Origin of the sequence: Leptothermofonsia sp. ETS-13, assembly GCF_049200465.1 — a bacterium.
Classification (GTDB): domain Bacteria; phylum Cyanobacteriota; class Cyanobacteriia; order Leptolyngbyales; family Leptolyngbyaceae; genus Leptothermofonsia.
On sequence record NZ_CP120836.1, the window covers coordinates 4,507,853 to 4,528,958 of the forward strand.

The 21,106-nt window shown below is 49.8% G+C and carries 18 protein-coding genes; 12 read left to right on the forward strand and 6 right to left on the reverse strand.

Annotated features, from left to right (window positions below; translation table 11 throughout):
- Window positions 1–38: 38 nt before the first annotated feature.
- The 6 genes from psaA to P4D80_RS20510 form a co-directional block, all read right to left on the reverse strand.
- Window positions 39–2,390, reverse strand: coding sequence for a photosystem I core protein PsaA (psaA, locus tag P4D80_RS20485; RefSeq protein WP_421655868.1), 2,352 nt, complete (start codon window positions 2,388–2,390; stop codon window positions 39–41).
- A 146-nt stretch (window positions 2,391–2,536) separates the two neighbouring features.
- Window positions 2,537–3,664: a photosystem II q(b) protein gene (locus P4D80_RS20490; RefSeq protein WP_421655869.1), complete on the reverse strand. Its 1,128-nt coding sequence runs from the start codon at window positions 3,662–3,664 to the stop codon at window positions 2,537–2,539.
- Window positions 3,665–4,576: 912 nt separating this feature from the next.
- Window positions 4,577–4,945 carry a response regulator gene (locus P4D80_RS20495; protein WP_421655870.1) on the reverse strand — a complete coding sequence of 123 codons (369 nt, stop codon included), beginning with the start codon at window positions 4,943–4,945 and terminating at the stop codon, window positions 4,577–4,579.
- Between the two features lie 91 nt (window positions 4,946–5,036).
- Window positions 5,037–5,276 (reverse strand): sensor histidine kinase, encoded by a 240-nt coding sequence (locus tag P4D80_RS20500; protein WP_421659575.1) that lies wholly within the window; start codon window positions 5,274–5,276, stop codon window positions 5,037–5,039.
- The gene (locus tag P4D80_RS20505; RefSeq protein ID WP_421655871.1) at window positions 5,174–7,792 is read right to left on the reverse strand and encodes a GAF domain-containing protein; all 2,619 of its coding nucleotides are present in this window, start codon (window positions 7,790–7,792) and stop codon (window positions 5,174–5,176) included. The genes P4D80_RS20500 and P4D80_RS20505 overlap by 103 nt, the downstream gene beginning before the upstream one ends.
- Window positions 7,782–9,728, reverse strand: a complete 1,947-nt coding sequence (locus P4D80_RS20510; RefSeq protein WP_421655872.1) for a response regulator — start codon at window positions 9,726–9,728, stop codon at window positions 7,782–7,784. The genes P4D80_RS20505 and P4D80_RS20510 overlap by 11 nt, the downstream gene beginning before the upstream one ends.
- 385 nt (window positions 9,729–10,113) lie before the next feature.
- On the opposite strand from P4D80_RS20510, the gene P4D80_RS20515 reads away from it, so the two are divergent.
- The 12 genes from P4D80_RS20515 to psbD all read left to right on the forward strand — a co-directional run bounded on the left by P4D80_RS20515 (window position 10,114) and on the right by psbD (window position 21,105).
- Window positions 10,114–10,287, forward strand: coding sequence for a hypothetical protein (locus P4D80_RS20515; protein WP_421655873.1), 174 nt, complete (start codon window positions 10,114–10,116; stop codon window positions 10,285–10,287).
- A gap of 377 nt (window positions 10,288–10,664) precedes the next feature.
- Window positions 10,665–12,677, forward strand: coding sequence for a response regulator (locus tag P4D80_RS20520; RefSeq protein ID WP_421655874.1), 2,013 nt, complete (start codon window positions 10,665–10,667; stop codon window positions 12,675–12,677).
- Window positions 12,678–13,206: 529 nt separating this feature from the next.
- Window positions 13,207–14,286 carry a photosystem II q(b) protein gene (gene psbA, locus P4D80_RS20525; protein ID WP_421655875.1) on the forward strand — a complete coding sequence of 360 codons (1,080 nt, stop codon included), beginning with the start codon at window positions 13,207–13,209 and terminating at the stop codon, window positions 14,284–14,286.
- Between the two features lie 204 nt (window positions 14,287–14,490).
- Window positions 14,491–14,967, forward strand: coding sequence for an allophycocyanin subunit alpha-B (gene apcD / locus P4D80_RS20530; protein ID WP_421655876.1), 477 nt, complete (start codon window positions 14,491–14,493; stop codon window positions 14,965–14,967).
- 91 nt (window positions 14,968–15,058) lie between these two features.
- Window positions 15,059–15,544, forward strand: a complete 486-nt coding sequence (apcB, locus tag P4D80_RS20535; RefSeq protein WP_421655877.1) for an allophycocyanin subunit beta — start codon at window positions 15,059–15,061, stop codon at window positions 15,542–15,544.
- Window positions 15,545–15,970: 426 nt separating this feature from the next.
- Window positions 15,971–16,453: an allophycocyanin subunit alpha-B gene (gene apcD / locus P4D80_RS20540; protein WP_421655878.1), complete on the forward strand. Its 483-nt coding sequence runs from the start codon at window positions 15,971–15,973 to the stop codon at window positions 16,451–16,453.
- A gap of 112 nt (window positions 16,454–16,565) precedes the next feature.
- On the forward strand, window positions 16,566–18,926 hold the full coding sequence (locus P4D80_RS20545; protein ID WP_421655879.1) for a phycobilisome rod-core linker polypeptide: 2,361 nt from the start codon (window positions 16,566–16,568) through the stop codon (window positions 18,924–18,926).
- Between the two features lie 30 nt (window positions 18,927–18,956).
- On the forward strand, window positions 18,957–19,169 hold the full coding sequence (locus P4D80_RS20550; protein ID WP_421655880.1) for a hypothetical protein: 213 nt from the start codon (window positions 18,957–18,959) through the stop codon (window positions 19,167–19,169).
- Window positions 19,166–19,336: a hypothetical protein gene (locus P4D80_RS20555; RefSeq protein ID WP_421655881.1), complete on the forward strand. Its 171-nt coding sequence runs from the start codon at window positions 19,166–19,168 to the stop codon at window positions 19,334–19,336. Before P4D80_RS20550 ends, P4D80_RS20555 begins: the two co-directional genes overlap by 4 nt.
- Before the next feature lie 19 nt (window positions 19,337–19,355).
- A complete protein-coding gene (locus tag P4D80_RS20560; protein ID WP_421655882.1) occupies window positions 19,356–19,601 on the forward strand; it encodes a hypothetical protein in 246 nt (81 codons plus the stop codon).
- A complete protein-coding gene (locus tag P4D80_RS20565) occupies window positions 19,546–19,689 on the forward strand; it encodes a hypothetical protein (protein WP_421655883.1) in 144 nt (47 codons plus the stop codon). Before P4D80_RS20560 ends, P4D80_RS20565 begins: the two co-directional genes overlap by 56 nt.
- Window positions 19,690–20,043: 354 nt before the next feature.
- The gene (gene psbD, locus P4D80_RS20570; RefSeq protein WP_421655884.1) at window positions 20,044–21,105 is read left to right on the forward strand and encodes a photosystem II D2 protein (photosystem q(a) protein); all 1,062 of its coding nucleotides are present in this window, start codon (window positions 20,044–20,046) and stop codon (window positions 21,103–21,105) included.
- Window position 21,106 lies beyond the last annotated feature (1 nt).

Sequence of the window (21,106 nt, forward strand, 5' to 3'; positions counted from 1 at the left end):
TTATCATTCAAAACTCAAAACTTAAAACTCAAAACTCCCTAACCGATCGCCGCCATCCGGGCCAGGAAAAACGCCCAGGTGGTCGCAATTCCTCCCAGCAGGTAATGGGCAACCCCCACCGCCCGGCCATGAATAATGCTCAAGGCGCGAGGTTGAATCGCGGGCGTAATCTTGAGCTTGTTATGAGCCCAGACAATCGATTCAATCAGTTCTTGCCAGTAGCCGCGGCCACTGAACAGGAACATGAGACTGAAGCCGAAGATAAAGTGGGCACCCAAAAAGACAATTCCGTAGGCAGACAGAGCTGAACCATAGGACGTGATCACTTGGGTAGACTGAGCCCAGAGGAAATCTCGTAGCCAGCCATTGTTGGTAATTGATGAGGTAGCGAAGTTGCCCGCTGTAATGTGAGCGATTGTCCCGTCCGGGTTAACCGTTCCCCAGACATCTGACTGCATCTTCCAGAAGAAGTGGAAAATCACAATCGACAGGGAGTTATACATCCAGAACAAACCGATGAACACATGATCCCAGGCAGAAACCTGGCAGGTACCGCCCCGGCCTGGACCATCACAGGGAAAGCGGAATCCCAGGTTCCCCTTATCGGGAATCAGCCGCGAATTTCGGGCAAACAGCACTCCCTTCAGCAAGATCAGCACTGTGACGTGAATTGTAAAGGCATGGATGTGGTGGATCAGGAAATCAGCTGTACCCAGGGGAATCGGCATCATCGCCACCTTGCCACCAACGGCAACCACCCCACCACCCCAGGCGTGGCTTACGGGACCCATAATATTGGGAGCCGTTACACCCAGTCCGCCCAGTTCAATATTTCGCAGTCCACCAAACACATTGCCCAGCGGTTGAGCCACGTTACCAGCCCCAACCGCTGCGGTATGAATGTGCTGAATCCATTGAGCAAAGATGGGCTGAAGCTGAATCCCCGTATCTGAAAACATATCCTGGGGACGGCCAAACGCCCGCATAGTGTCATTGTGGCAGTACATCGCAAAGCTGTGGAAGCCAAGGAACTGACAGACCCAGGCGAGGTGAGAGATGATCGCATCCCGGTGGCGAATCACCCGATCCAGCACGTTATTGATATGTTGAGCTGGGTCATAGTCACGCACCATAAAGATGGCGGCATGGGCAGCCCCACCCACAATCAGGAAGCCTGCAATCCACATGTGGTGAGTAAAGAGGGATAATACCGTAGCATAGTCGGTTGCCAGATAGGGATAGGGCGGCATGGCATACATATGATGCGCTGCCAGGAGGCTGGCGGTTCCCATTTGAACCAGGTGGATAGCTAAATTCGCGTGCCAGGAGGTTTCGAAGACTTCATTCAAACCTTCGTGCCCGCGAGGGCCAATGAAACTCAAAAATGGCAACATTTTGGGGGTTTTGGCATCATCCATCAATTCCTTGAAGCTGTGACCAATTCCCCAGTTGGTGCGGTAGAAGTGACCCGCGATGATGAACAGAACTGCGATCGCCAGATGGTGATGCGCCGTATCTGTTAGCCACAAACCACCCGTTACCGGATTTAATCCACCCTTAAACGTCAGAAAATCCGAATAGGCAGCCCAGTTGAGTGTAAAGAAAGGCGTCAACCCCTTGGCAAAACTGGGATAGATATCCGACATCAGGTTTGAATTCATAATGAACTCATGGGGGAGGGGGATATCTTTGAGCGGAACACCCCGATCCAGCAGTTCATTCGTCGGCAGCGCCACATGGATCTGGTGACCAGCCCAACCCAACGAACCACAGCCCAGCAACCCTGCCAGGTGGTGATTCATATAAGACTCCATGTTCTGGAACCATTCCAGCTTGGGGGCACTAACGTGGTAATGAAACCAGCCAGCAAATAACATAATGGCGGCCATCACTAATCCACCGATGGCGGTGCAATAAAGCTGGAATTCATTTGTAAATCCTGCCGCCCGCCACATCTGAAATAATCCAGAGGTAATTTGAATGCCGTGGAACCCACCGCCCACATCTGCATTTAAAATGTCTTGACCGACAATTGGCCAAACCACCTGAGCGCTAGGCTTTACATGAAGTGGGTCAGCCATCCAGGCGGAAAAATTGGAAAACTTAGCGCCATGGAAATACATGCCACTAAGCCAGATGAAAATAACAGCAAGATGCCCAAAGTGAGCTGAGAAGATTTTGCGAGAAACCTCCTGCAGATCACTGGTATGGCTATCAAAATCGTGAGCATTGGCATGGAGGTTCCAAATCCAGGTGGTGGTTTTGGGACCTCTCGCTAAGGTACGGTCGAAGTGGCCCGGCTGTGCCCATTTCTCAAATGAAGTAGGAACCGGGTTTCTGTCTACAACCACCCTGACGCGTTGCTTCTGCTCAGGAGTGCGTGGAACCATTCAAGACTCTCCTTTTGCTAGATGGAAAACTTAGAAGAGCTTCGAGTTTTGAGTGATTAGTTAAGTGATGTCATTAGCCAGTTTTGAGCGATTAATGATCAATTGCCAGTGTGATGCATCATGCTTTAATGACTAGTGACCAATGACTAACCTTCATCATTCAAAAACTCATCCGGCAGAATCAATTCGGGGGGAAAGGTATGAGTTGTGCGATCGCTCGCCTCCGCAATTCCCCGATTGGTTTGCCAGATCATGTCAAACCACGTTGGAACTCGTTGTCCCTGGGAATAAAGAGGAACATCATTAAACGTGATCTGCTCAAAATTAAAGGCGGCCATATCAACGCCTATCGCTGCTGACCAGATGCCTGCAACCGGAAGCGCTGCCAACAGAAAATGCACAGAGCGAGGATTGGGAAAGCTGATCCGTCGCCAAAATAGACGCTGCTGATAGATTTGGGCAGCCCGGAAACTGTAAGTCACTTCCCGTTGTCCTAGGATGTATCCGGCGTTGATCGATTCGTCAGGATTCGTCTTTCGCAGCAGGGTAGAGGTTACCAGAGAACCATGCACCGAGCTCAGGAAAGCACCTCCAAACACGCCAATGACTCCCATTTGATGCAGAGGATTCATCAGAATGTTGTGGTCTGCCTGAAACAGAAACATGAAATTAAAGGTGCCGGAAATCCCTAACGGCATTCCCGATGAAAAACTGCCTTGAGCAACGGGGTAAACCAGCAACACCGATACTGTGGCGGCAACTGGGGCAGTAAACGCGAGGGAGATCCAGGGGCGCATTCCCAGGCGGTAACTTAACTCCCATTCGCGGTCTTGATAGCAAATAATACCAATTAGAAAATGGAAAACGATGAGCTGGTAAGGACCCCCGTTGTAAAGCCACTCCTGAATTGAAGCCGCTTCCCAGATCGGGTAAAAATGCAGCCCAATCGTTGCAGAAGAGGGAACCACCGCTGCGGTAATGATATTATTGCCGCTCCAAAGCGAACCCGAAAGCAGCTCACCCGTACCCGCCACATCGACAGGTGGAGCTGCAATGAACGCAATGATAAAAGTGATGGCAGCTGTTAACAGAGTGGGAATCATGATCACACCGAACCAACCGATGTAAATCCGGTTTTCGGTGCTGGTAACCCATCGACAGAACCGCTCCCAGGAGAAGGTTCTTGGTTTCCGTTGGGTTGGATGGGCGGGTGCAGTGATTTGATCGGGGCGATCGCTATCAGCAGTGATCGCCCGACCAAATTGTGTCATCATGAGGCTATAAGCTCCTTTCTTTCATAGTTGGGAGTTGCCCGTCGCAGAGGTTTCCTAGGCCAGGTGCGACGGGCTTATATTATTGTTGAATTTGAGAATTGGCAGCGGGAGTAACTGGAAAAAGCTACCGTCCACTGCACAGTTGGGTTTCAGACAACCTTGGTCGATGGTTAAAACTTCTTTTCAATCCAGATAATTCAGCAGGTTCTCCTGAGCGCTTGGCGTCAGGCAATGCTGATTACCAATCAAAATCACTATTTCAGGGATTTTGTTGGGATAAAAGATCGCTTGCGCTGCTCTTTTATCCACAAGCTGGGAAAACCCTCCAGTATTGAAATTGAGAAGTCAGATTTCGGAATTCCTCCAGAAAATGAGCAGGAACAATCCAGTCAGAATATCTTTACCAGTTCTTCCTGCTTCTGAAGAGAAACCGAAACACTCAAGTAGAGAGGTTAGGGAAAAAAGGTGAAGAACTTATGAAGGCAGGGGACTTTTTCAAAAAAAGTTACGATTCCAGTGGATCTCATGGTTTTTTGTATTGAATTGTAAAGAGCATAAGAATTCTAGAGATCGTATAGCAGTACTCCTAATAGATAAGGACGGGGTGTAGGAGTGGAATCCCTGGCTGGTGGCAGCCCCCCACTCCCTCTATTCCAATGTCCTAACGCATCCGCATAGAGCTATATAGCTTAGTCACCAGGCTTAGGCCGGGGTGCGGGGGGTCCACCCCTGGCTGGGAGCTGCACCTCCACACCCCCTTAAAACCAATGTCCTCAGTAACCTGGCGACAGTTATATTTGCTGGCTTTTAGGGGGAAGAAGGCAGGGCCAGGATTCAGGAGAGGCTTCTGGCTTCTGGCTCCCGATTCCTTAATTTCACAGATGCTGCTGTACACCCTTTAATATCACTGTTTCATTCCAGAATTTCGGCAATCTGGTCTGCCAAAGTGAGCGGATCGTAGGGTTTTGTGATGACTGCGGCAACCTCCAATTGGGTAAAGCGGCGGCGATCGGCTGGTTGGGCTTTAGCCGTTAGCAGAATAACTGGAATATGGCGAGTGGTTGGGTTGGTTCGCAACTGTTCAAAAGTTGCTAAACCGTCCATATCGGGCATCATCACATCCAGCAAAACAACATCTGGCTGTTCGGATGCCGCTTTTTCCAGCCCTTCGCTACTGGAACTGGCCGTAGTGACGTGCCAACCTTTGGCAATCTCCAGACAAACTTGAGTTGCTTCACGAATATCAGGTTCATCGTCAATGATGAGGACGCGTTTAGGCATGAAAATTAAAAGTGAAAAATCAAAAATGGAAATGGAAAAGCGAGTTGATACCAACTGAAAACAAGAGTTTTGAACAGGAACTTTTTAACTTCTAGTTTTTAACCTTTAAACCATTCGCTGCTTCACCCAGCGGCAACGTAAAGCAAAAAGTACTTCCTTTTCCCAACTGGCTCTCCACCCAAATCTGTCCACCGTGCTGTTGCACAATCCCGCGACAAATGGTTAGCCCTAAACCACTGCCTCCCCGGCTGCGAGAGTTTGAGGTATCAATCTGCTGAAAGCGATCGAAGATTGTCTCCAGTTTATCTTCTGGAATGCCAATTCCCCTGATCTTTGACGCGAAAAAGGATAAAGGGGGTGGAAGGGGGATGGGGGGGATGGGGTGAGGGAGTTTTGAGTTTCGAGTTTTGAATTCTTACTCCTTTCGGAGTTTCCAATGCCTGTATCGCCTGTGGAGTTAAAAGCTGTGCCTCCTGCCTCCTGACTTCTGCCTTCTGACTCCTGCCTCCTAACTTCTGCAGTCAGCCATACGGTAGAACCAGCAGGCGAAAATTTGATAGCGTTGCTAAGAAGGTTGGTAAAGGTTTGGATGATGCGATCTGGATCTGCCCAGAGGGTGGCTGTGACAGGATTGACTGAGAGGGCAATTCCGGCTTTATCGGCCATTGCTCGCATGGCATCGACTGATTGCACCATCAAGTCGGCTGCATTGCAGCTTTTTTTCTCCATGGTGACTTTACCAAACTTGATGCGCTCTACATCCAGGATGTCGCTGATCAGACGTACCAGACGATTGGTGTTGGAGAAGGCAATTTCGAGCATGCGCTGGCTTTTGTCGGGATGGCTGCTGAGCCAACCGCTTGCCAGTAAGCCCAAAGTACTACGGATGGATGTGAGGGGGGTGCGGAGTTCGTGGCTGACGATGGAAATGAATTCGTCTTTCATTTGTTCAACGACCTGGCGTTCGGTAATGTCTTTGAAAATAATGACGGCACCAACGATGTTGCCCTGTTCGCGGATTGGCGTACTGACGTATTCAACTGGAAAGAAGGAGCCGTCTTGTCGTTGAAACAGATCTTCTGACCGGGAATGGAGGGTGCCATCGCGCAGAGTGGCGTAGATGGGGTTTTCGGAAAGCAAGTAGGGGGTACCATCGGAGCGGGCATGGTTCAGGAGGGTGTGCATCCATTGCCCGATCAGTTTGGTGACTTCGTAGCCCAGCATTCTGGCAGCGGCTGGGTTTGCAAAGGTAATTTTGCCCTGGAGGTCGAGGCCGTAAATGCCTTCCCCAGCAGAGTTAAGAATGAGTTCGTTTTGGTGACTGAGGCGTGCCAGGGAAGCTTCTGCCTGTTGCCGCTCTAGCAGGGCGCGTTCCCGTTCGGCAATTTCTCGCATGAGCTCAGAATTGGCCCGTTGTAATTCTGTAGTGCGCTCCAGTACCCGTTGCTCTAGCTGGGCATTGAGGGTCGAGATTTTGATTTCCGCCTGTCTGCGTTTTTGAATGTCTCGTTTCAGGTCACTGTTCAGTGCCTGAACTTGTTGGTAGAGGCTGACTTGATGGAGAGCAACGGCAATGTGGTTGCTGAGCGCTTGCACCAGGCTAATGTCAGCATGGGTCCAGGGATGAGCCTGGTTGCGTTTTAATTCGCGCCAGGTTTCAAAAGATTGGCGGGGGCGAAGTTGGCGGGGGTCATCGCGATCGCACCGTCCGGCCCAAACTCGCTCAAGATCGATTTCGCCTCGAAAGACGGTGAGGTAACCCAAAATTTGTTGCTGGTATTGGAGGCGCGCAATCAGCAAGCCACGGACTTTAGTAGACAGAAAAGCAACCGCCAAATCAGAGGGCATGACCGCCTGGTACAGGTCGGAGATGGCCCAGATGCCGTTTTCTGGGTCAATGGGGTCTTCCATTTCCAGCCAGGTTTGCCAGTGGGGGTGCTGCTCGATTGGGAAGATCGGAGGAGGATTTTGAAGGGGTTTCCGCCGGTTTCCATTCGCATCTCGCAGTTTCCAGGAGTCAGGCATGGGAGGCTGGCTACCGCAGGTGAAGAGTTGCGGTGACTGCTGGGTATTTTGGGGTGCCAGGTAAATTCTGCCACCACAGCCCTGCAATGCGGCGATCGCCCGTTCTAACGCCTCTCGCAACTGTATATCAGGAGTCGCATGAAGCAGGGTGGTGATCTGGTTAATGGTAGCTTCCTGGGTGGCTTTCAGCCGTGCCTGGTTGAGCAGATTGGACTGGGCAATTGCCACCGAAACCTGGTCTGCGATGAGTTGCACCACTTGAAGTTCCTGTTCCGCAATGTGGCGGGGTTCACTGTGGTGCGAAACGAGCAGTCCCCAGAGGCGATCGCGGTCCAGAATCGGTACAACGAGGGAAGATCGGACTCCCATCGTGGTCAGGTATTCCACATGGCAAGGGTCCACTGGACGAAAGCGAATGTCGCCATTCATCTCTTCTGAGTCTTCCCTAAGAGGGCTGAGTCCAATTTGCCCACTTTCAATATCCACAATGGAGCGCTGGCGGGCTTTTAGAAACAGTTCTCGCGCTTCTGGTGGAATATCTTCTGCCGGAAAACTGTGCCCAATCAAAGAAGGCAGGCGTTGATCTCGAATGGATTCTGCCACGACTTCACCGCTTTCATCGTCGTAAAAGCGGTAAACCTTAACCCGGTCTGTTCCCAAAAATGCCTGCACCTCTGCCACCGTTGCATTCAAGATTTCTGGCAACTCTAGAGACTGACGAATGCGATTCGTCATTCGGTGCAATAACCCTTCAAAGCCATCGACCGTCCTGGAAGATGGAACAGGGGGCAATATTTTCAGCGGCTGAAATTCAGACTGCATTTCCTAACTCCGCCATACTTCGTAACAGTTGAGTCCGTTCCAGTTGGCTGAGGATGCGACTCACCACTTCTGAGTCTCTAACAGGTTTACTAATCAGGTCGTTGGCTCCAGCGGCGAGGGCCTGCTGAAGCGTTGCGGCATCGGTATGTACCGTGAGAAACACCACCGGGATTTGGCTCCATTGAGGAGCATTGCGCACTACCCGGCAAAGCTCAATGCCATTAAAATGGGGCATTTCCACATCCAGAACCAGTAAATCGGGAACACAGGTTTTTAGAGCCCGCCAGAATTGGGGTGGGTGCTCCAGGGTGGTGAGTTGTAGCCCCCAGGGTTCTAACAGTGCCCGCATCACCATCAATACCTGTGGGTCGTCATCCACCACCATCACCCGTGCAGGCTGGAGGTTGGGCGATCGCGCATTAGCCGCCAGCCTGCCAGCCCGAAACTGTATACGCTGGATGATATCCAGCACCTGTCCAGCCAAAGCCTTTGAGATGACGGCATAAATGCCTGTTTGGGCCAGCCAGATGCGCAAATCCAGATTGTCCTGATCGGTGAAAAGCAGGATAGGAATTGGCGGAAGCTGGTGAGCCAGACTTTGGAGCAATTCCAGGTCTGTTTTTGTTGCTGTGGTGAGGGGAAAATTCAACACCAGAGCATCGAAGCCAATTTCTTGCGACTGGGCCATGATGATGTCTCGCACAGCCTGGAAATGAAAGATTTGCTTGACCTGGATTGCAGGTGCCCTGGAGGATTGCACAATCTGCTCAACCAGGTCGAGGTCATCATCGACCAACAACAGGGGGCAACTCATCCTTACAGCAAGTTGAGGTGAAGGTTTGGGTCCTTGGTACAACTCAGCTTTTAGTTCTGCCAACTGCTGGGTCAGATGCTGGAGTATCGGCAGGGCTGGACGCTCACCATTCTTGAAATAGGGTTCTAAATTGGTGGCAATTTGGGAACCTCTGGTTAAGCCAAAAATTCCCAATGCTCCAGCCAGTTTATGGGCAGCCCATCGCCCCTGCTCAAGCTGCTTACTATCTAAGTCGCCCTGCTGCCAGAGGGCGATCGCTCGTTCCAACACTTGCAGGCGATCGCTGTTCAGGTCCTTAAACTTCTCCCAAATTTCGGCGAGAGCCATTTTTGTCTGCTGCCCCTGCCAGGATGGCTGAGTATTCGCTTCTGAGCCCTCTGCGGCATTTTCTTCCGCAGGGTTCTGAACTGAGGTGAAGGAAGACGGGATTGAGCCAGAACCGTTACTACCATTTCGTTTCAGGCGATAACCGATACCATACACCGTTTCAATTAAGTCTGACGGGGCTCCGGCTTTTTTCAGCTTTTGCCGCAATCCTTTAATATGGGCAGTCACTGTATCTTCACCGGGTGCTTCCTCCGATGCCCACAAATGTTCCAGGATGCCGCTGCGGCTAAAGACGTGATAGGGATTGCGCAAAAACAACTCCAGCAGTCGATATTCCTTAGGCGTTAGATGCAAGAGGCGATCGCCATAGCGGACTTCCCGCGAGCCGGGGTCGATCCGTAATTTTTCCCACTCCAACATTGACAGAACGGGTGAACTACTTCGTCGCAGCAGAACCCGAATCCGTGCCAGCAATTCAGGCACTTCGAATGGTTTGGTGAGGTAGTCATCGGCTCCCGCATCTAACCCTGCCACTCGGTCGCTACTGGACGTCTGGGTCGTTACCAACAAAACAGGAGTCTGATAATTGAGCGATCGCAACCGCTGGCAGAGTGTCAGCCCATCCAACTTGGGCAACAGCACGTCCAGCAAAATCAAGTCGTAGGCGAAGGTTTCAATCAACCGCCAACCAACTTCACCATCAAAGGCAATATCAACCGCGTAGTTTTCTTTTGTGAGGATTGTTTCAAGGGTTCTTGCAATACACTCGTCATCCTCAACCAGCAGAATTCTCATGCACGGCAATCCCCATCTGCCTGTTAAGCTCGAATCTTAAACAAATTCAGAAAAGATAGATTGAGAAAAATTAAGGATAGCTACCCGTTAAAGTGTATTATCAACAAGCGCATTCGATAATCCATCTTTCTTTGCTTTTCGTTGGATTTATCTATTTTTCTTTACATTTTTTCTGATTTTATTAGAGGTCGTTGCACGATGCAGATGAACTGTTACCGGAAGTAAAGTTACCGGAAGTAAATAAGTAGCTAGGCGCAATTAAAAGAATAATTTCGGGGGTGGAGGGGGTGAAACCCTCTGCCTGGGGGCGAAGCCCCCACTCTCCTCCCCTTGACAATTAATTATGGCTACCTACCTACTTACTTACTGAAGTTCGATTCTGTAGATGGGCAAAGCAACCATCCGACGCTGGATCAGCGCGACCCTGCGGATTACTGATTGGTTGCAGGGTGAGGTTCTAGTGTTTCGTCAGGAAAATTTTGACGGGTCGAAGACCCGCAAAATTCAACCCTGCTCAACAACCTGGATTTTGGCTACCCGTCAATTATTGATTGACTGACCACTAGATCGGTGGATGAGGTTTGGTAAGGACGCCCCATAGACGTTCTTACCAATGGAAACGACCGATGTGAAACCCAATCTGTTGCAAAACACCCATCCTTAAAAATGTAAAATTATGCAAAATAAAATCTGTTTCTAGCTAAAGATATATAAAAGATATATAAATTGTATCAATAACGGGTTCAGAAATTTTTAGGCTGATTTGCTGGTAATGCCGACTAGGAAAGAAAACACCACCCTTGTGGTTGTGAGGAATCACTTTCATTTCCTGAGAAAGAGCCTGCCTGCATTCTCATTTTTCTAAAAAATCAAATTTCTATAACAATTAACAATTCTGTTGCTCAATCAGCTTAAAGGTGAATGGTGTGATGCGCCATGAGAATTCTGCTTGTTGAAGATGATGAGGTTATCTCAAAAACCTTAGAAAAAACGTTGTGCAATCAGCACTATGCGGTGGATGTAGCTGCCGATGGGGAAATGGGGTGGGAGCTTGTTAAAGCATTTACCTACGACCTGATTTTGCTGGATGTGAATTTGCCTGGACTTGATGGTATTCGCTTTTGCCAGCAACTGCGAGCGAATCACGATGAGACTCCTGTGTTACTGCTAACAGCCCGAAGCTCCAGTATAGATAAGGTTTTGGGTTTAGATGCAGGAGCCGATGATTACGTGGTCAAACCCTTTGAATTGTCGGAACTGCTAGCTCGAATTCGCGTTCTGCTGCGGCGGGGAAGAGCCTGCCAACCAGTTGCTCTGGAATGGCTAAATTTGAGGTTAGATCCCAGCATTTGTGAAGTGACCTATGGCGATCGCGCCCTGCATCTAACCCCCAAGGAGTATCGACTGTTGGAACTTTTTCTGCGTAACCAACATCGAGTGTTCAGCCGCAGTGCCATCTTAGACCACCTCTGGTCGAGTGAAGAGGCGCCCAGCGAAGAAACCGTGACCGTTCACATCAAAGATTTACGACAAAAACTGAAAAAAGCGGGCGCACCCTCCGACTTAATTGAAACCGTATATGGTCAGGGTTATCGTTTAAAGCAGGCTCCAAATGCCTCATCAAATAGGGCATCCCAGTCTCCTCCAAAATCCAAGCAAACCCCAAAAGCTATTCATCAACAAACCAAAGAAGAACTGACCAGCGTCTGGGAAACTTACCAGGGGCTCAACCGCGATCGCCTTTCCATTCTGGAGCAGGCCGCCGCTGAATGGCTTGAAAACCGACTCAAGGACGACCAGCGTCAGAAGGCACAGGAGTCGGCCCATAAACTGACGGGAGCGTTAGGAATTTTTGGGTTTGAGGAAGCCTCACGAGTGGCGAAGGAAGTGGAAGAAATTTTTCAAATGGGAGGACGGTTAAACCAGCAAAAAGCCCTTCACTTAGCGGGTCTACTGGCAAAGTTAAGAGCCGTGATGCAGGAGTCAAAAGCTGGAGCAACCAATGGGCATCCTGGAATGGGGAATGTAAAAGAGACGAATTTGTCACCACTTACGGTCTGCCCATCACCCAATTTGCTCACCAAACAATCCACCTACAATGCAGGCGTTTCCTTTCCTCGCCCGTTGCTGCTGATTGTAGATGAGAATGCGGAATTGTCTGCCCGAATCCTTGATATGGCAGAAACCTGGGGATTCTCTGTATTACTGGCTCCCGATCTCCTTTCGGTGGGAAATATCCTGCGTTCTCACTCATCTTTACGGTCTGAAGGGGCTCGTAATTTAAGTAATCGCCGTCCCGGATCAGTACCGGATGTGTTGCTGCTCAACTTTTCCCTTGCCAGTGCCACTGAGGAAAGCCTGGTGTTTTTAGCCAATTTAGTGAATCGAGTGCCACCTATCCCGGTGCTGTTTCTCACCGCCCAGGATTCTCTGGCCTATCGCGTCAAAGTGGCTCGCCTCAGTGCCCACGCATTTTTGTGTAAACCCCTGTTTCCAGAAAAGGTACTGGATGCCGTTTCGAGGGTGCGATCGCACATTCAAACCACTTCCGCAAAGGTGATGGTGGTCGATGATGATCCTCAACAACTGATGGTGATGCGTACTTTACTAGAGCCATTGGGATTGCGGCTCACCACCTTAGAGGAACCCCTTCATTTCTGGCGAACTTTGCAAGAGGTTTCGCCCGATTTGCTGGTTCTGGACATTAACATGCCCCATTTCAATGGCATTGAACTCTGTCAAGCCCTGCGAAATACTCCCCAGTGGGGTGATTTACCAGTTTTGTTTCTGACAATTGAGATGGATTTTAAGACAGTGAGTCGGGTCTTTGCAGCTGGTGCCGATGACTGCATCAGCAAGGCGATCGCCCACCCTGAATTGTTGACTCGAATCCTGAATCGCCTGGAGCGGGAGCGACTGCTACGGGGAATGGCGAGTGCAATCTCTTAAGTGCAATCTCTTAAGAGGAAGATAGGAACTGGGGGATGGGGGGATAGCTTTTTACATCGATCACTCCCTCCCTCATTCCTTTTCCCTCTGCCTCCTGTCTTCTGAATCTTCTTATGTAAAGTTTCCTAAACATAAGATGACCTTTAGAGGTTCTTTAGCTTTTTTCACTATTCTTCTTACAAATCATGAAACTTCATTCATACAGTGTTTTCAAACGGCTTAGAACATAGTTATAGAGTGCGTTAACAATCGATAATGCACAGTTCTGAGCTATCTGAAAATCAGCATGAGTTTTGGCTGGTCTATCAAATAGACCAAGTCAAAGGGTTATCTACTGAAGCCATTACAACAATTCTGGTTGTTGGCACAGGTAACAAGCATTGAAAGTTAGTAATCGGTACTTGGTGCCGATGGCAAGCTCTTTAATGCGCGATCGCTTTGGTTTCATATTTTTGGTTGCTTAAAAGATCGATTACCCAATCGATTTTTAAGCCACTCTGCAATCGTAGTTCAATCCTGGTCAAGACCTATGACTACAACTATCCAACAGCGCAGGATTCCTGATTTGTGGGATCGTTTTTGCGACTGGATTACCAGCACCGAAAATCGGCTCTATATTGGCTGGTTTGGTGTTTTAATGATTCCCCTGTTGGGCGTTTCTGCCTGCGTTTTTACTATTGCGTTCATTGCAGCGCCTCCCGTTGATATTGACGGTATTCGAGAGCCGGTCTCGGGCTCGTTGCTCTATGGCAACAACATCATCACAGCCGCCGTCGTTCCGTCTTCCAATGCGATCGGCTTGCACTTTTATCCGATCTGGGAAGCGGCCAGCATTGATGAGTGGCTATACAACGGGGGCCCCTACCAGATGATTGGTGCCCACTATATTCCAGCCCTTTGCTGCTACATGGGGCGGGAGTGGGAACTCAGCTACCGTCTGGGAATGCGCCCCTGGATTGCTGTTGCCTATTCTGCACCCCTGGCAGCCACAACTTCCGTCTTCTGGATCTACCCAATTGGGCAGGGAAGTTTCTCGGATGGTTTGCCGATGGGGATTAGCGGCACTTTCAATTTCATGTTTGTTTTCCAGGCAGAACATAACATTCTGATGCATCCTTTCCATATGCTGGGGGTTGCGGGTGTCTTTGGAGGTTCGCTGTTCTGTGCGATGCATGGGAGTTTGGTCACTTCCAGCCTGGTCAGGGAAACCACTGAAACCGAGTCTCAAAACCTAGGCTACAAGTTTGGGCAAGAAAACGAAACCTATAACATTGTGGCTGCCCACGGTTATTTTGGCCGCTTGATCTTCCAGTACGCCAGCTTTAACAACAGCCGTTCTTTGCATTTTTTTCTGGGCGTGTTTCCAGTTGTTTGCATCTGGGCAACGGCGCTTGGAATTTGCATCATGGCGTTCAACCTGAATGGTTTTAACTTCAACCAGTCAGTACTGGATTCTCAGGGACGGGTGATTAACACCTGGGCGGATGTGATCAATCGGGCAAATTTGGGATTTGAAGTAATGCATGAACGGAATGCTCATAATTTCCCGCTTGACCTGGCGGGGGGTGAGGCGATTCCCATTGCCATGAAAGCTCCAGCGATCGGTTGAGTATGGTTGTTTCCCCATTGCATCTGGGATTGCAACCGTTGTAATGGGGAATTCCTAATTCGGTAAATCTGACAAAGTTATGATGCGCGGCGCTAACGCCATCATTAACAACCCCAAAATCATTACGATTTGGGCACCATCCCTAATTTTTCTAACTACTGCGATAGATTCAACTTTCAATCTTTCCTAACCAAGGAGAAATCAATGAGTCTCGTAACTGAATTAATTCTCAATGCTGACAGTGAAGCTCGCTATCCAGCTCCCAAAGAGTTGCGTATCTTCCAGGATTTTCTGAAAACGGGTGAACAGCGGATTCGAATTGCTAGCACGTTGTCAGAAAATGAGCAGCGCATTATCCAGAATGCTTTTGCAAAGTTTTGGGAACGGTGCCCGGTGACGCCCAGCAATAGCGGCAATCCCCGTAAAACGGCTTCCTGTCAGCGAGATGTGGGCTGGTACATTCGCCTGATTGCTTACTCAATTTTGGCGGGCAGTGAACAACCCCTGGTTGAGATTGGCACCGTTGGCATCAAGGAAATGTACAACTCTCTGGAAATTCCACTCAAAAACATTGTGGAATGTATGCGCTGTGTTAAAGAGGAGACGCTTTCTTTGCTGAGACCTGAGGATGCAACTGAGGTTGCTCCCTACTTTGATCTAATCATTCGATCGCTATCCTGATGGATTTACTATCTTTCAATTCTCGTCTCTACTCTCTCGACTACTCTGTTCAACCCAGACTCTGTTCAACCTAATTTAAGGAGTTATCAACATGCAAGATGCTATTACATCACTGATTAATGCCTCAGATGTCCAGGGTCGGTATCTGGACAATGCAGGAGTTGAGAAACTGCGAGCTTACTTTCAAAGTGGGGAATTGCGATCGCGGGCAGCAACCACCATCAGCGCAAACTCATCTTCAATTGTGACCCAGGCCGTTGCTAAGTCTTTGATGTATACCGACATCACTGCTCCCGGTGGCAATATGTATACTTGCCGTCGCTATGCAGCTTGCATTCGAGACCTGGACTACTTTTTACGGTATGCCACCTACGCCATGCTGGCAGGCGATCCTTCCATCCTAGATGAGCGAATTTTGAATGGGTTGAGAGAAACCTACAATTCGTTGGGAGTTCCAATTGGTGGAACGATTCGGGCCATTCAGGCAATGAAAGAAGTGACTGCCGATTTAGTCGGTGCTGAAGCCGGAAAAGAAATGGGTGTTTACTTCGACTACATCTGCTCTGGACTGAGCTAGTGGTCTGCTAGGAGTTTAGGACTCTGCTAGATGGAGTAGTTAGCAGCGGATCAATAACGGATACAACGATGAATCAACGGGTTGCTGTCCTCCGCCCTTTCATCATCATCTTTGATGCGCTATGAAGTCCGCTGCTGATTTTTCCAATTCATAGAGCTCTACGCGGGTGCATTAGGACATTGGAATTAGAGAGGGAGTGGGGGCTTTGCCCCCAGCCAGGGGTGGAACCCCTGCACCCCGTCCTAACCACAATAACTACCGCTATACCAATTCTCGAACCAATTCTCAAAAATCAGGCTATCCATAATCGACTGGATGGGCGCAAGGATTTGCATCTCTGCGTGAGTTCGATCCATCAAAGCGATCCATTGAATTGAGGAAATTGATTTTCTGAACTTTGCAATTGTTGAATCTTAGGTCACTGGCATGAGTATTGTTACACGGTCTATTGCGATCGCCGATCGGGAAGCTCGCTATTTAAACCCAGGAGAACTGAGCGCAATTAGCGAATATTTTGCCGAGGGGAGCGATCGCCTGCGAATTGCCACTATTTTGATGGCGAATGAACGTTACATCGTTGAGCGTGGCAGCCAGCGATTTTGGGAACGCTGCCCGGTGACTCCCAGCAATAGCGGCAACCCCACCTACCGGGCATCCTGTCAACGTGATCAATCCTGGTACGTGCGGCTGGTTTCCTATGCCGTAATTGTGGGAGACATCACTCCAATTGAAAAAATTGGGGTAAAGGGTGGCAAGGAAATGTACAACTCACTCGGTGTACCCCTCAGAAATGTTGTTGAATGCATGGGTTGTCTTAAAGAAGTGGCACTGGAACTGCTAAGTCTTAAGGATGCAGCAGAAGTCGCCCCTTATTTTGACTACATCATTCAAGGGCTGACGCCCCAATAGGGTCAGGTGTGAGTTATCCCCCCCTTGAGTGCCAGGGGGGTGGATGGCTGATGAGTGGATGGATACAGAAATTGGTTATTCAAAACTGTTTTTAGGGAGCAATGGAAGCCTCATGAGTGCTCATGCAAGCGGCGGAAGTCCTGCCATATTTCCTCAGCAATACCGTACCTTACCGATTGCAGTCATTTCTCAAGCTGAACAACAGGATCGTGGCTTGAGGCAGAGCGAATTGCAAGAGTTGACGAACTTTTTTCGTTCTGGTGCAAAGCGGTTAGAGGTTGCAGCCGTCCTGTCAGAACATGCGAATGAAATTGTAGCGGCAGCCGCCAATCGCATCTTTTATGGTGGCTCGCCGATGGCGTATTTAGAGGCGCCACCTAATCGTGAAAACCTGCCAGGATCGAACACTCCATTGCGGCCAAGAAGCGCGCCTCCGAAGGAGAAATTGCAAGTTGAAACCGCCAGTTATGGGAACCCATTTCGGGGCGCTTTGGAGTTTATGCAAACACAGTTGAGGGGCGATCGCGATCCGCTGCCAGACGGCTTTCGGCTAATCCATGTGAAACGCTACGGACCTCGCCGCATGAAGAACTCGATGCGAGACCTGGCCTGGTTTTTGCGGTATGTCACCTATGCCATTGTGGCAGGAGATGCCAGCATTTTAACGGTGAATGTGCGGGGGTTACGTGGAGTCATTCCTGAAGATGTGACAGAGGCCACGGTGGTTGCCATGCGCGAGATGCGGTGGCGATCGCTCAACTATTTCAAACAGGATGCCGAAGCCTGTGATCTGATTCGAGAATACTTCGATGGGATGATCACCGATTACCTGGCTGAGAAGCCTTCAAACCGGGTGCGGCAGGGGATTTCCAACGATCAGCAAGGACTGGAATTACCGGAAAATTATGCCCTGTCAGTGATTCCGCGCCATCGGTTTGTGATGAAGCCAAACCTGTCAGAGACGGAAAAACAGGAAGTGATTAAAGCGGCCTATCGGCAAGTATTTGAGCGAGATATTACCCGTGAATACGGAGTCAGTTTGACCGATTTAGAATCCAGGTTCCGGAGTGGGGAAATCTCAACCAAAGAGTTTGTTCGCCGCATGGGCAAGTCACGCCTCTATCGCAATGAGTTTTATGAACCCTTTGTTGTCAGTCGATTTATTGAACTGGCCGTGCGTCATTTCCTGGGGCGGGGCGTGAGTTCTCCAGAAGAATTTCAACAGTATTTTGATGTTGTTTCCAGCCGGGGATGGCATGCGTTGATTGATACGCTGGTTGATTCCCAGGAATATGCGGACTATTTTGGTGAAGAAACCGTTCCCTACCTGCGAGGCTATGGGCTGGAGGCGCAGGAATGCCGGAACTGGGGGCCACAACTTCATCTCTTTAAGTTCTGTGCCCCTGCCCACAAAATTCCCCAATTCATTACCCAGTTTGGAGATTACCAGAAACCGCTGCCCAATCAGCATCCCTATGGAGCGGGCAACGATCCGCTAGAAATTCGCTTTGGTGCCATCTTCCCGCAACCAAGCTGGAAAGGAAACGATCATCCTGCCTCTTTCAATAAGGATCATCGTCGCATTTTAATTAGTTGCGAAGCAGGCAATGGTCATGGAACTAGCCACGCGCTGAATTGGGGACAGGTTCCGGGCACCTCGAATCGCCTGCTCAAGCTGAATCAAATGGCTCAGCCGAATGGCAAGCATGGTAAAGCCTCACCCCAGGGGGTCAGCGTTAACCTGGCCAAAAACTCCCCCACTGCCATTATCGAAGGCACCTATCGCCAGCTATTTGGACGGGAAGTATACCCGGAGCAGCGGTTGACTGCAGCAGAACTGAAGCTAAAAAGTGCAGAAATCACGGTACGGGAGTTTGTCCGCCAACTGGCGAAATCTCGTTCGTTCCGGCATATGTACTGGGAATCGCTTTATATCACAAAGGCGATCGAGTACATCCATCGACGCTTGTTGGGTCGCCCCACCTACGGGCGGCAGGAAATGGGCCGTTACTACGATATCTGCGCCAAAAAAGGCTTTTACGCACTGATTGATGAACTGGTGGATAGCCCTGAGTACATCGCTACTTTTGGAGAAGATACGGTTCCCTATGAGCGGTTTGTGACCCCACGGGGATACGAACTGCGATCGCGCAGTAGTACTGGAACATTACGACTGCAACACGAACGTCTTGGTAGTTCGGTACCAGGACCACGGGTGGCAGAGAACTTTAGTGGTTGGATTAAGGCCGCCTTAGGAGGTGGCGACGCTGCCCATAAACGGGCTCAACTGCAAGCTGCTCTGCTGGAGCAAAAACCGCTCAGCTACGAAGTATTGGATGCCGCGAAGCAACTTCAGCTTGAGTCCGAACCGGCTGAAGCGAACGAAACGCCCAATTCTCAAAAAGCAGAGACATCCCCAGTTCAACAACCAACCACTCAACCTGCCTTCAGCGAACCGGGTGGGCAAAGTTAATGCGTATTGATTCCAGGAGTGGACAGCCCTATGCCAAAACTTGATCGAGCCGATTCCGTTTTTATCAAACACTTTTACCGCAAAACCCTGACAAACCCATTGGAACGTCTCCTTAAGCATGGGTTTGCGGCAATGACCAATACCCGTCTTTGGAAACGATTGATTCACCCAATCACGAATTCCAAGCAGTTACACATTGGTTGGTTTGGAGGCGTTCACATTGTTTCAGGAGGGAAGCGATGAGTCTTGTTCAGCAAGTTATTTTGAATGCCGACGAAGAGTTGCGCTATCCCACACCGAGCGAAATCCGAATGATCCAAAACTTTTGCAAAACGGGCGATCGCCGCATCCGGATTGCTCAAACCCTGGCAGACCACGAAAAAGAACTGGTGGAAAAGGGGGTGCGTTAAGTTTTGGAAGCGCTGCCCCGTGACCCCCAGCAATAGCGGTAATCCCCGCAAAACGGCTTCCTGCCAGCGAGATCAGGGCTGGTACATCCGGCTCATTGCTTACTGTGTTTTAGCTGGGGACGAAAAACCGTTAACCGACATTGGTACCCTCGGCATGAAAGAGATGTACATCTCCCCTGGGAATTCCTCTGGCAAACTGGGTCGAAGCTGTGCGCTGCCTGAAAGAGGAGGCGATCGCACTCTTAGGCAAAGAGGATGCTGTTGAAGTGATTCCCTATTTCGACCACATTATTCAAACCCTTTCATTGCCCGGTGCCCCTTATTTCGTTCACAACGGCAACTTGGAATATTAGTGGTTGAGTTTTGAGTGATTGAGTTTTGAGTTCAGATGGAGTCAAGAGGGTGAGGGAGTCGGGGAGTCGGGAGTGGATGGGTAGATGGGTGGATGAGTTTTCACCTCACGCCTCACTTAATTAACAACTAATCCTCACCCCATCACCCATTCACTCCTGTCACCTCACTCCTCACCCCTCATGCCTCTCTAACAACCAACAACTATAGCTATAGCCACCCGGCTTGGGACGGGTGCAGGGGTGGAACCCCTGGCTGGGAGCGCAGCCCCCACCCCCTTAAAACCAATGTTCTAAGCAACCTGACGACAGCTATAACAACTAATCGCTAATCGCTGAATCAAGGAGGAAATTTAAATGACCATTGCCATTCAACGCCCCCCAACCTGGGTGGATTGGTTGAATACGCTGGATGACTGGCTGAAGCGCGATCGCTTTGTCTTTATTGGCTGGTCGGGTTTGTTACTGTTTCCCTGTGCTTACCTGGCACTGGGCAGCTGGTTCACAGGCACGACCTTCGTTACCTCCTGGTACACCCATGGACTGGCCAGTTCTTACCTGGAAGGCTGTAACTTTTTAACCGCAGCGGTTTCCACCCCAGCCGATAGCATGGGCCACTCTCTGCTAACCCTGTGGGGACCAGAAGCCCAGGGAGACTTTACTCGCTGGTGTCAGATTGGCGGACTGTGGACATTCACCGCGTTTCACGGTGTTCTCGGATTGATGGGGTTTGCTCTACGGCAAATTGAAATCGCTCGCCTAGTGGGTGTGCGTCCCTATAATGCCCTTGCCTTTTCGGCACCGATCGCCACCTTTGTTGCCACCTTTTTGATCTACCCATTAGGTCAATCGAGCTGGTTTTTTGGACCCAGTTTTGGAGTGGCTGGCATCTTTCGCTTCATTTTGTTTGTCCAGGGCTTTCACAACTTCACCCTCAATCCATTTCACATGATGGGAGTGGCCGGGGTCCTGGGAGGCGCATTGTTGTGTGCCATTCATGGAGCCACAGTGCAAAACACCCTCTACGAAGACAGTCGCAGTTACAATACCTTCGGCGGATTTAGCCCAACTCAGGGAGAAGAAACCTACTCCTTTGTAACGGCCAATCGTTTCTGGTCACAGATTTTTGGGATTGCCTTTTCGAATAAGCGCTGGTTGCACTTTTTCATGTTGTTTGTCCCGGTGACGGGTCTGTGGATGAGTGCGATCGGGATGATTGGTCTGGCATTCAACCTGCGAGCCTACGATTTTGTCTCACAAGAAATCCGGGCAGCGGAAGACCCAGAATTCGAAACGTTTTATACCAAAAATATTTTGCTAAACGAAGGGCTGCGTGTCTGGATGGCAGAAGAAGACCAGCCTCATGAGCATTTCGTCTTCCCCGATGAAGTTCTACCGCGAGGTAATGCTGCGGGATAAA

Coding starts and splice junctions, on each gene's coding strand:
- P4D80_RS20490 (WP_421655869.1), bottom strand. CDS start 3,664: ATGATGACACAATTTGGTCGGGCGATCACTGCTGATAGCGATCGCCCC.
- apcB (WP_421655877.1), top strand. CDS start 15,059: ATGCAAGATGCTATTACATCACTGATTAATGCCTCAGATGTCCAGGGT.
- P4D80_RS20550 (WP_421655880.1), top strand. CDS start 18,957: ATGCCAAAACTTGATCGAGCCGATTCCGTTTTTATCAAACACTTTTAC.
- psbA (WP_421655875.1), top strand. CDS start 13,207: ATGACTACAACTATCCAACAGCGCAGGATTCCTGATTTGTGGGATCGT.
- apcD (WP_421655878.1), top strand. CDS start 15,971: ATGAGTATTGTTACACGGTCTATTGCGATCGCCGATCGGGAAGCTCGC.
- P4D80_RS20505 (WP_421655871.1), bottom strand. CDS start 7,792: ATGCAGTCTGAATTTCAGCCGCTGAAAATATTGCCCCCTGTTCCATCT.
- P4D80_RS20495 (WP_421655870.1), bottom strand. CDS start 4,945: ATGCCTAAACGCGTCCTCATCATTGACGATGAACCTGATATTCGTGAA.
- P4D80_RS20510 (WP_421655872.1), bottom strand. CDS start 9,728: ATGAGAATTCTGCTGGTTGAGGATGACGAGTGTATTGCAAGAACCCTT.
- P4D80_RS20520 (WP_421655874.1), top strand. CDS start 10,665: ATGAGAATTCTGCTTGTTGAAGATGATGAGGTTATCTCAAAAACCTTA.
- P4D80_RS20555 (WP_421655881.1), top strand. CDS start 19,166: ATGAGTCTTGTTCAGCAAGTTATTTTGAATGCCGACGAAGAGTTGCGC.
- P4D80_RS20545 (WP_421655879.1), top strand. CDS start 16,566: ATGAGTGCTCATGCAAGCGGCGGAAGTCCTGCCATATTTCCTCAGCAA.
- apcD (WP_421655876.1), top strand. CDS start 14,491: ATGAGTCTCGTAACTGAATTAATTCTCAATGCTGACAGTGAAGCTCGC.
- psbD (WP_421655884.1), top strand. CDS start 20,044: ATGACCATTGCCATTCAACGCCCCCCAACCTGGGTGGATTGGTTGAAT.
- psaA (WP_421655868.1), bottom strand. CDS start 2,390: ATGGTTCCACGCACTCCTGAGCAGAAGCAACGCGTCAGGGTGGTTGTA.
- P4D80_RS20515 (WP_421655873.1), top strand. CDS start 10,114: ATGGGCAAAGCAACCATCCGACGCTGGATCAGCGCGACCCTGCGGATT.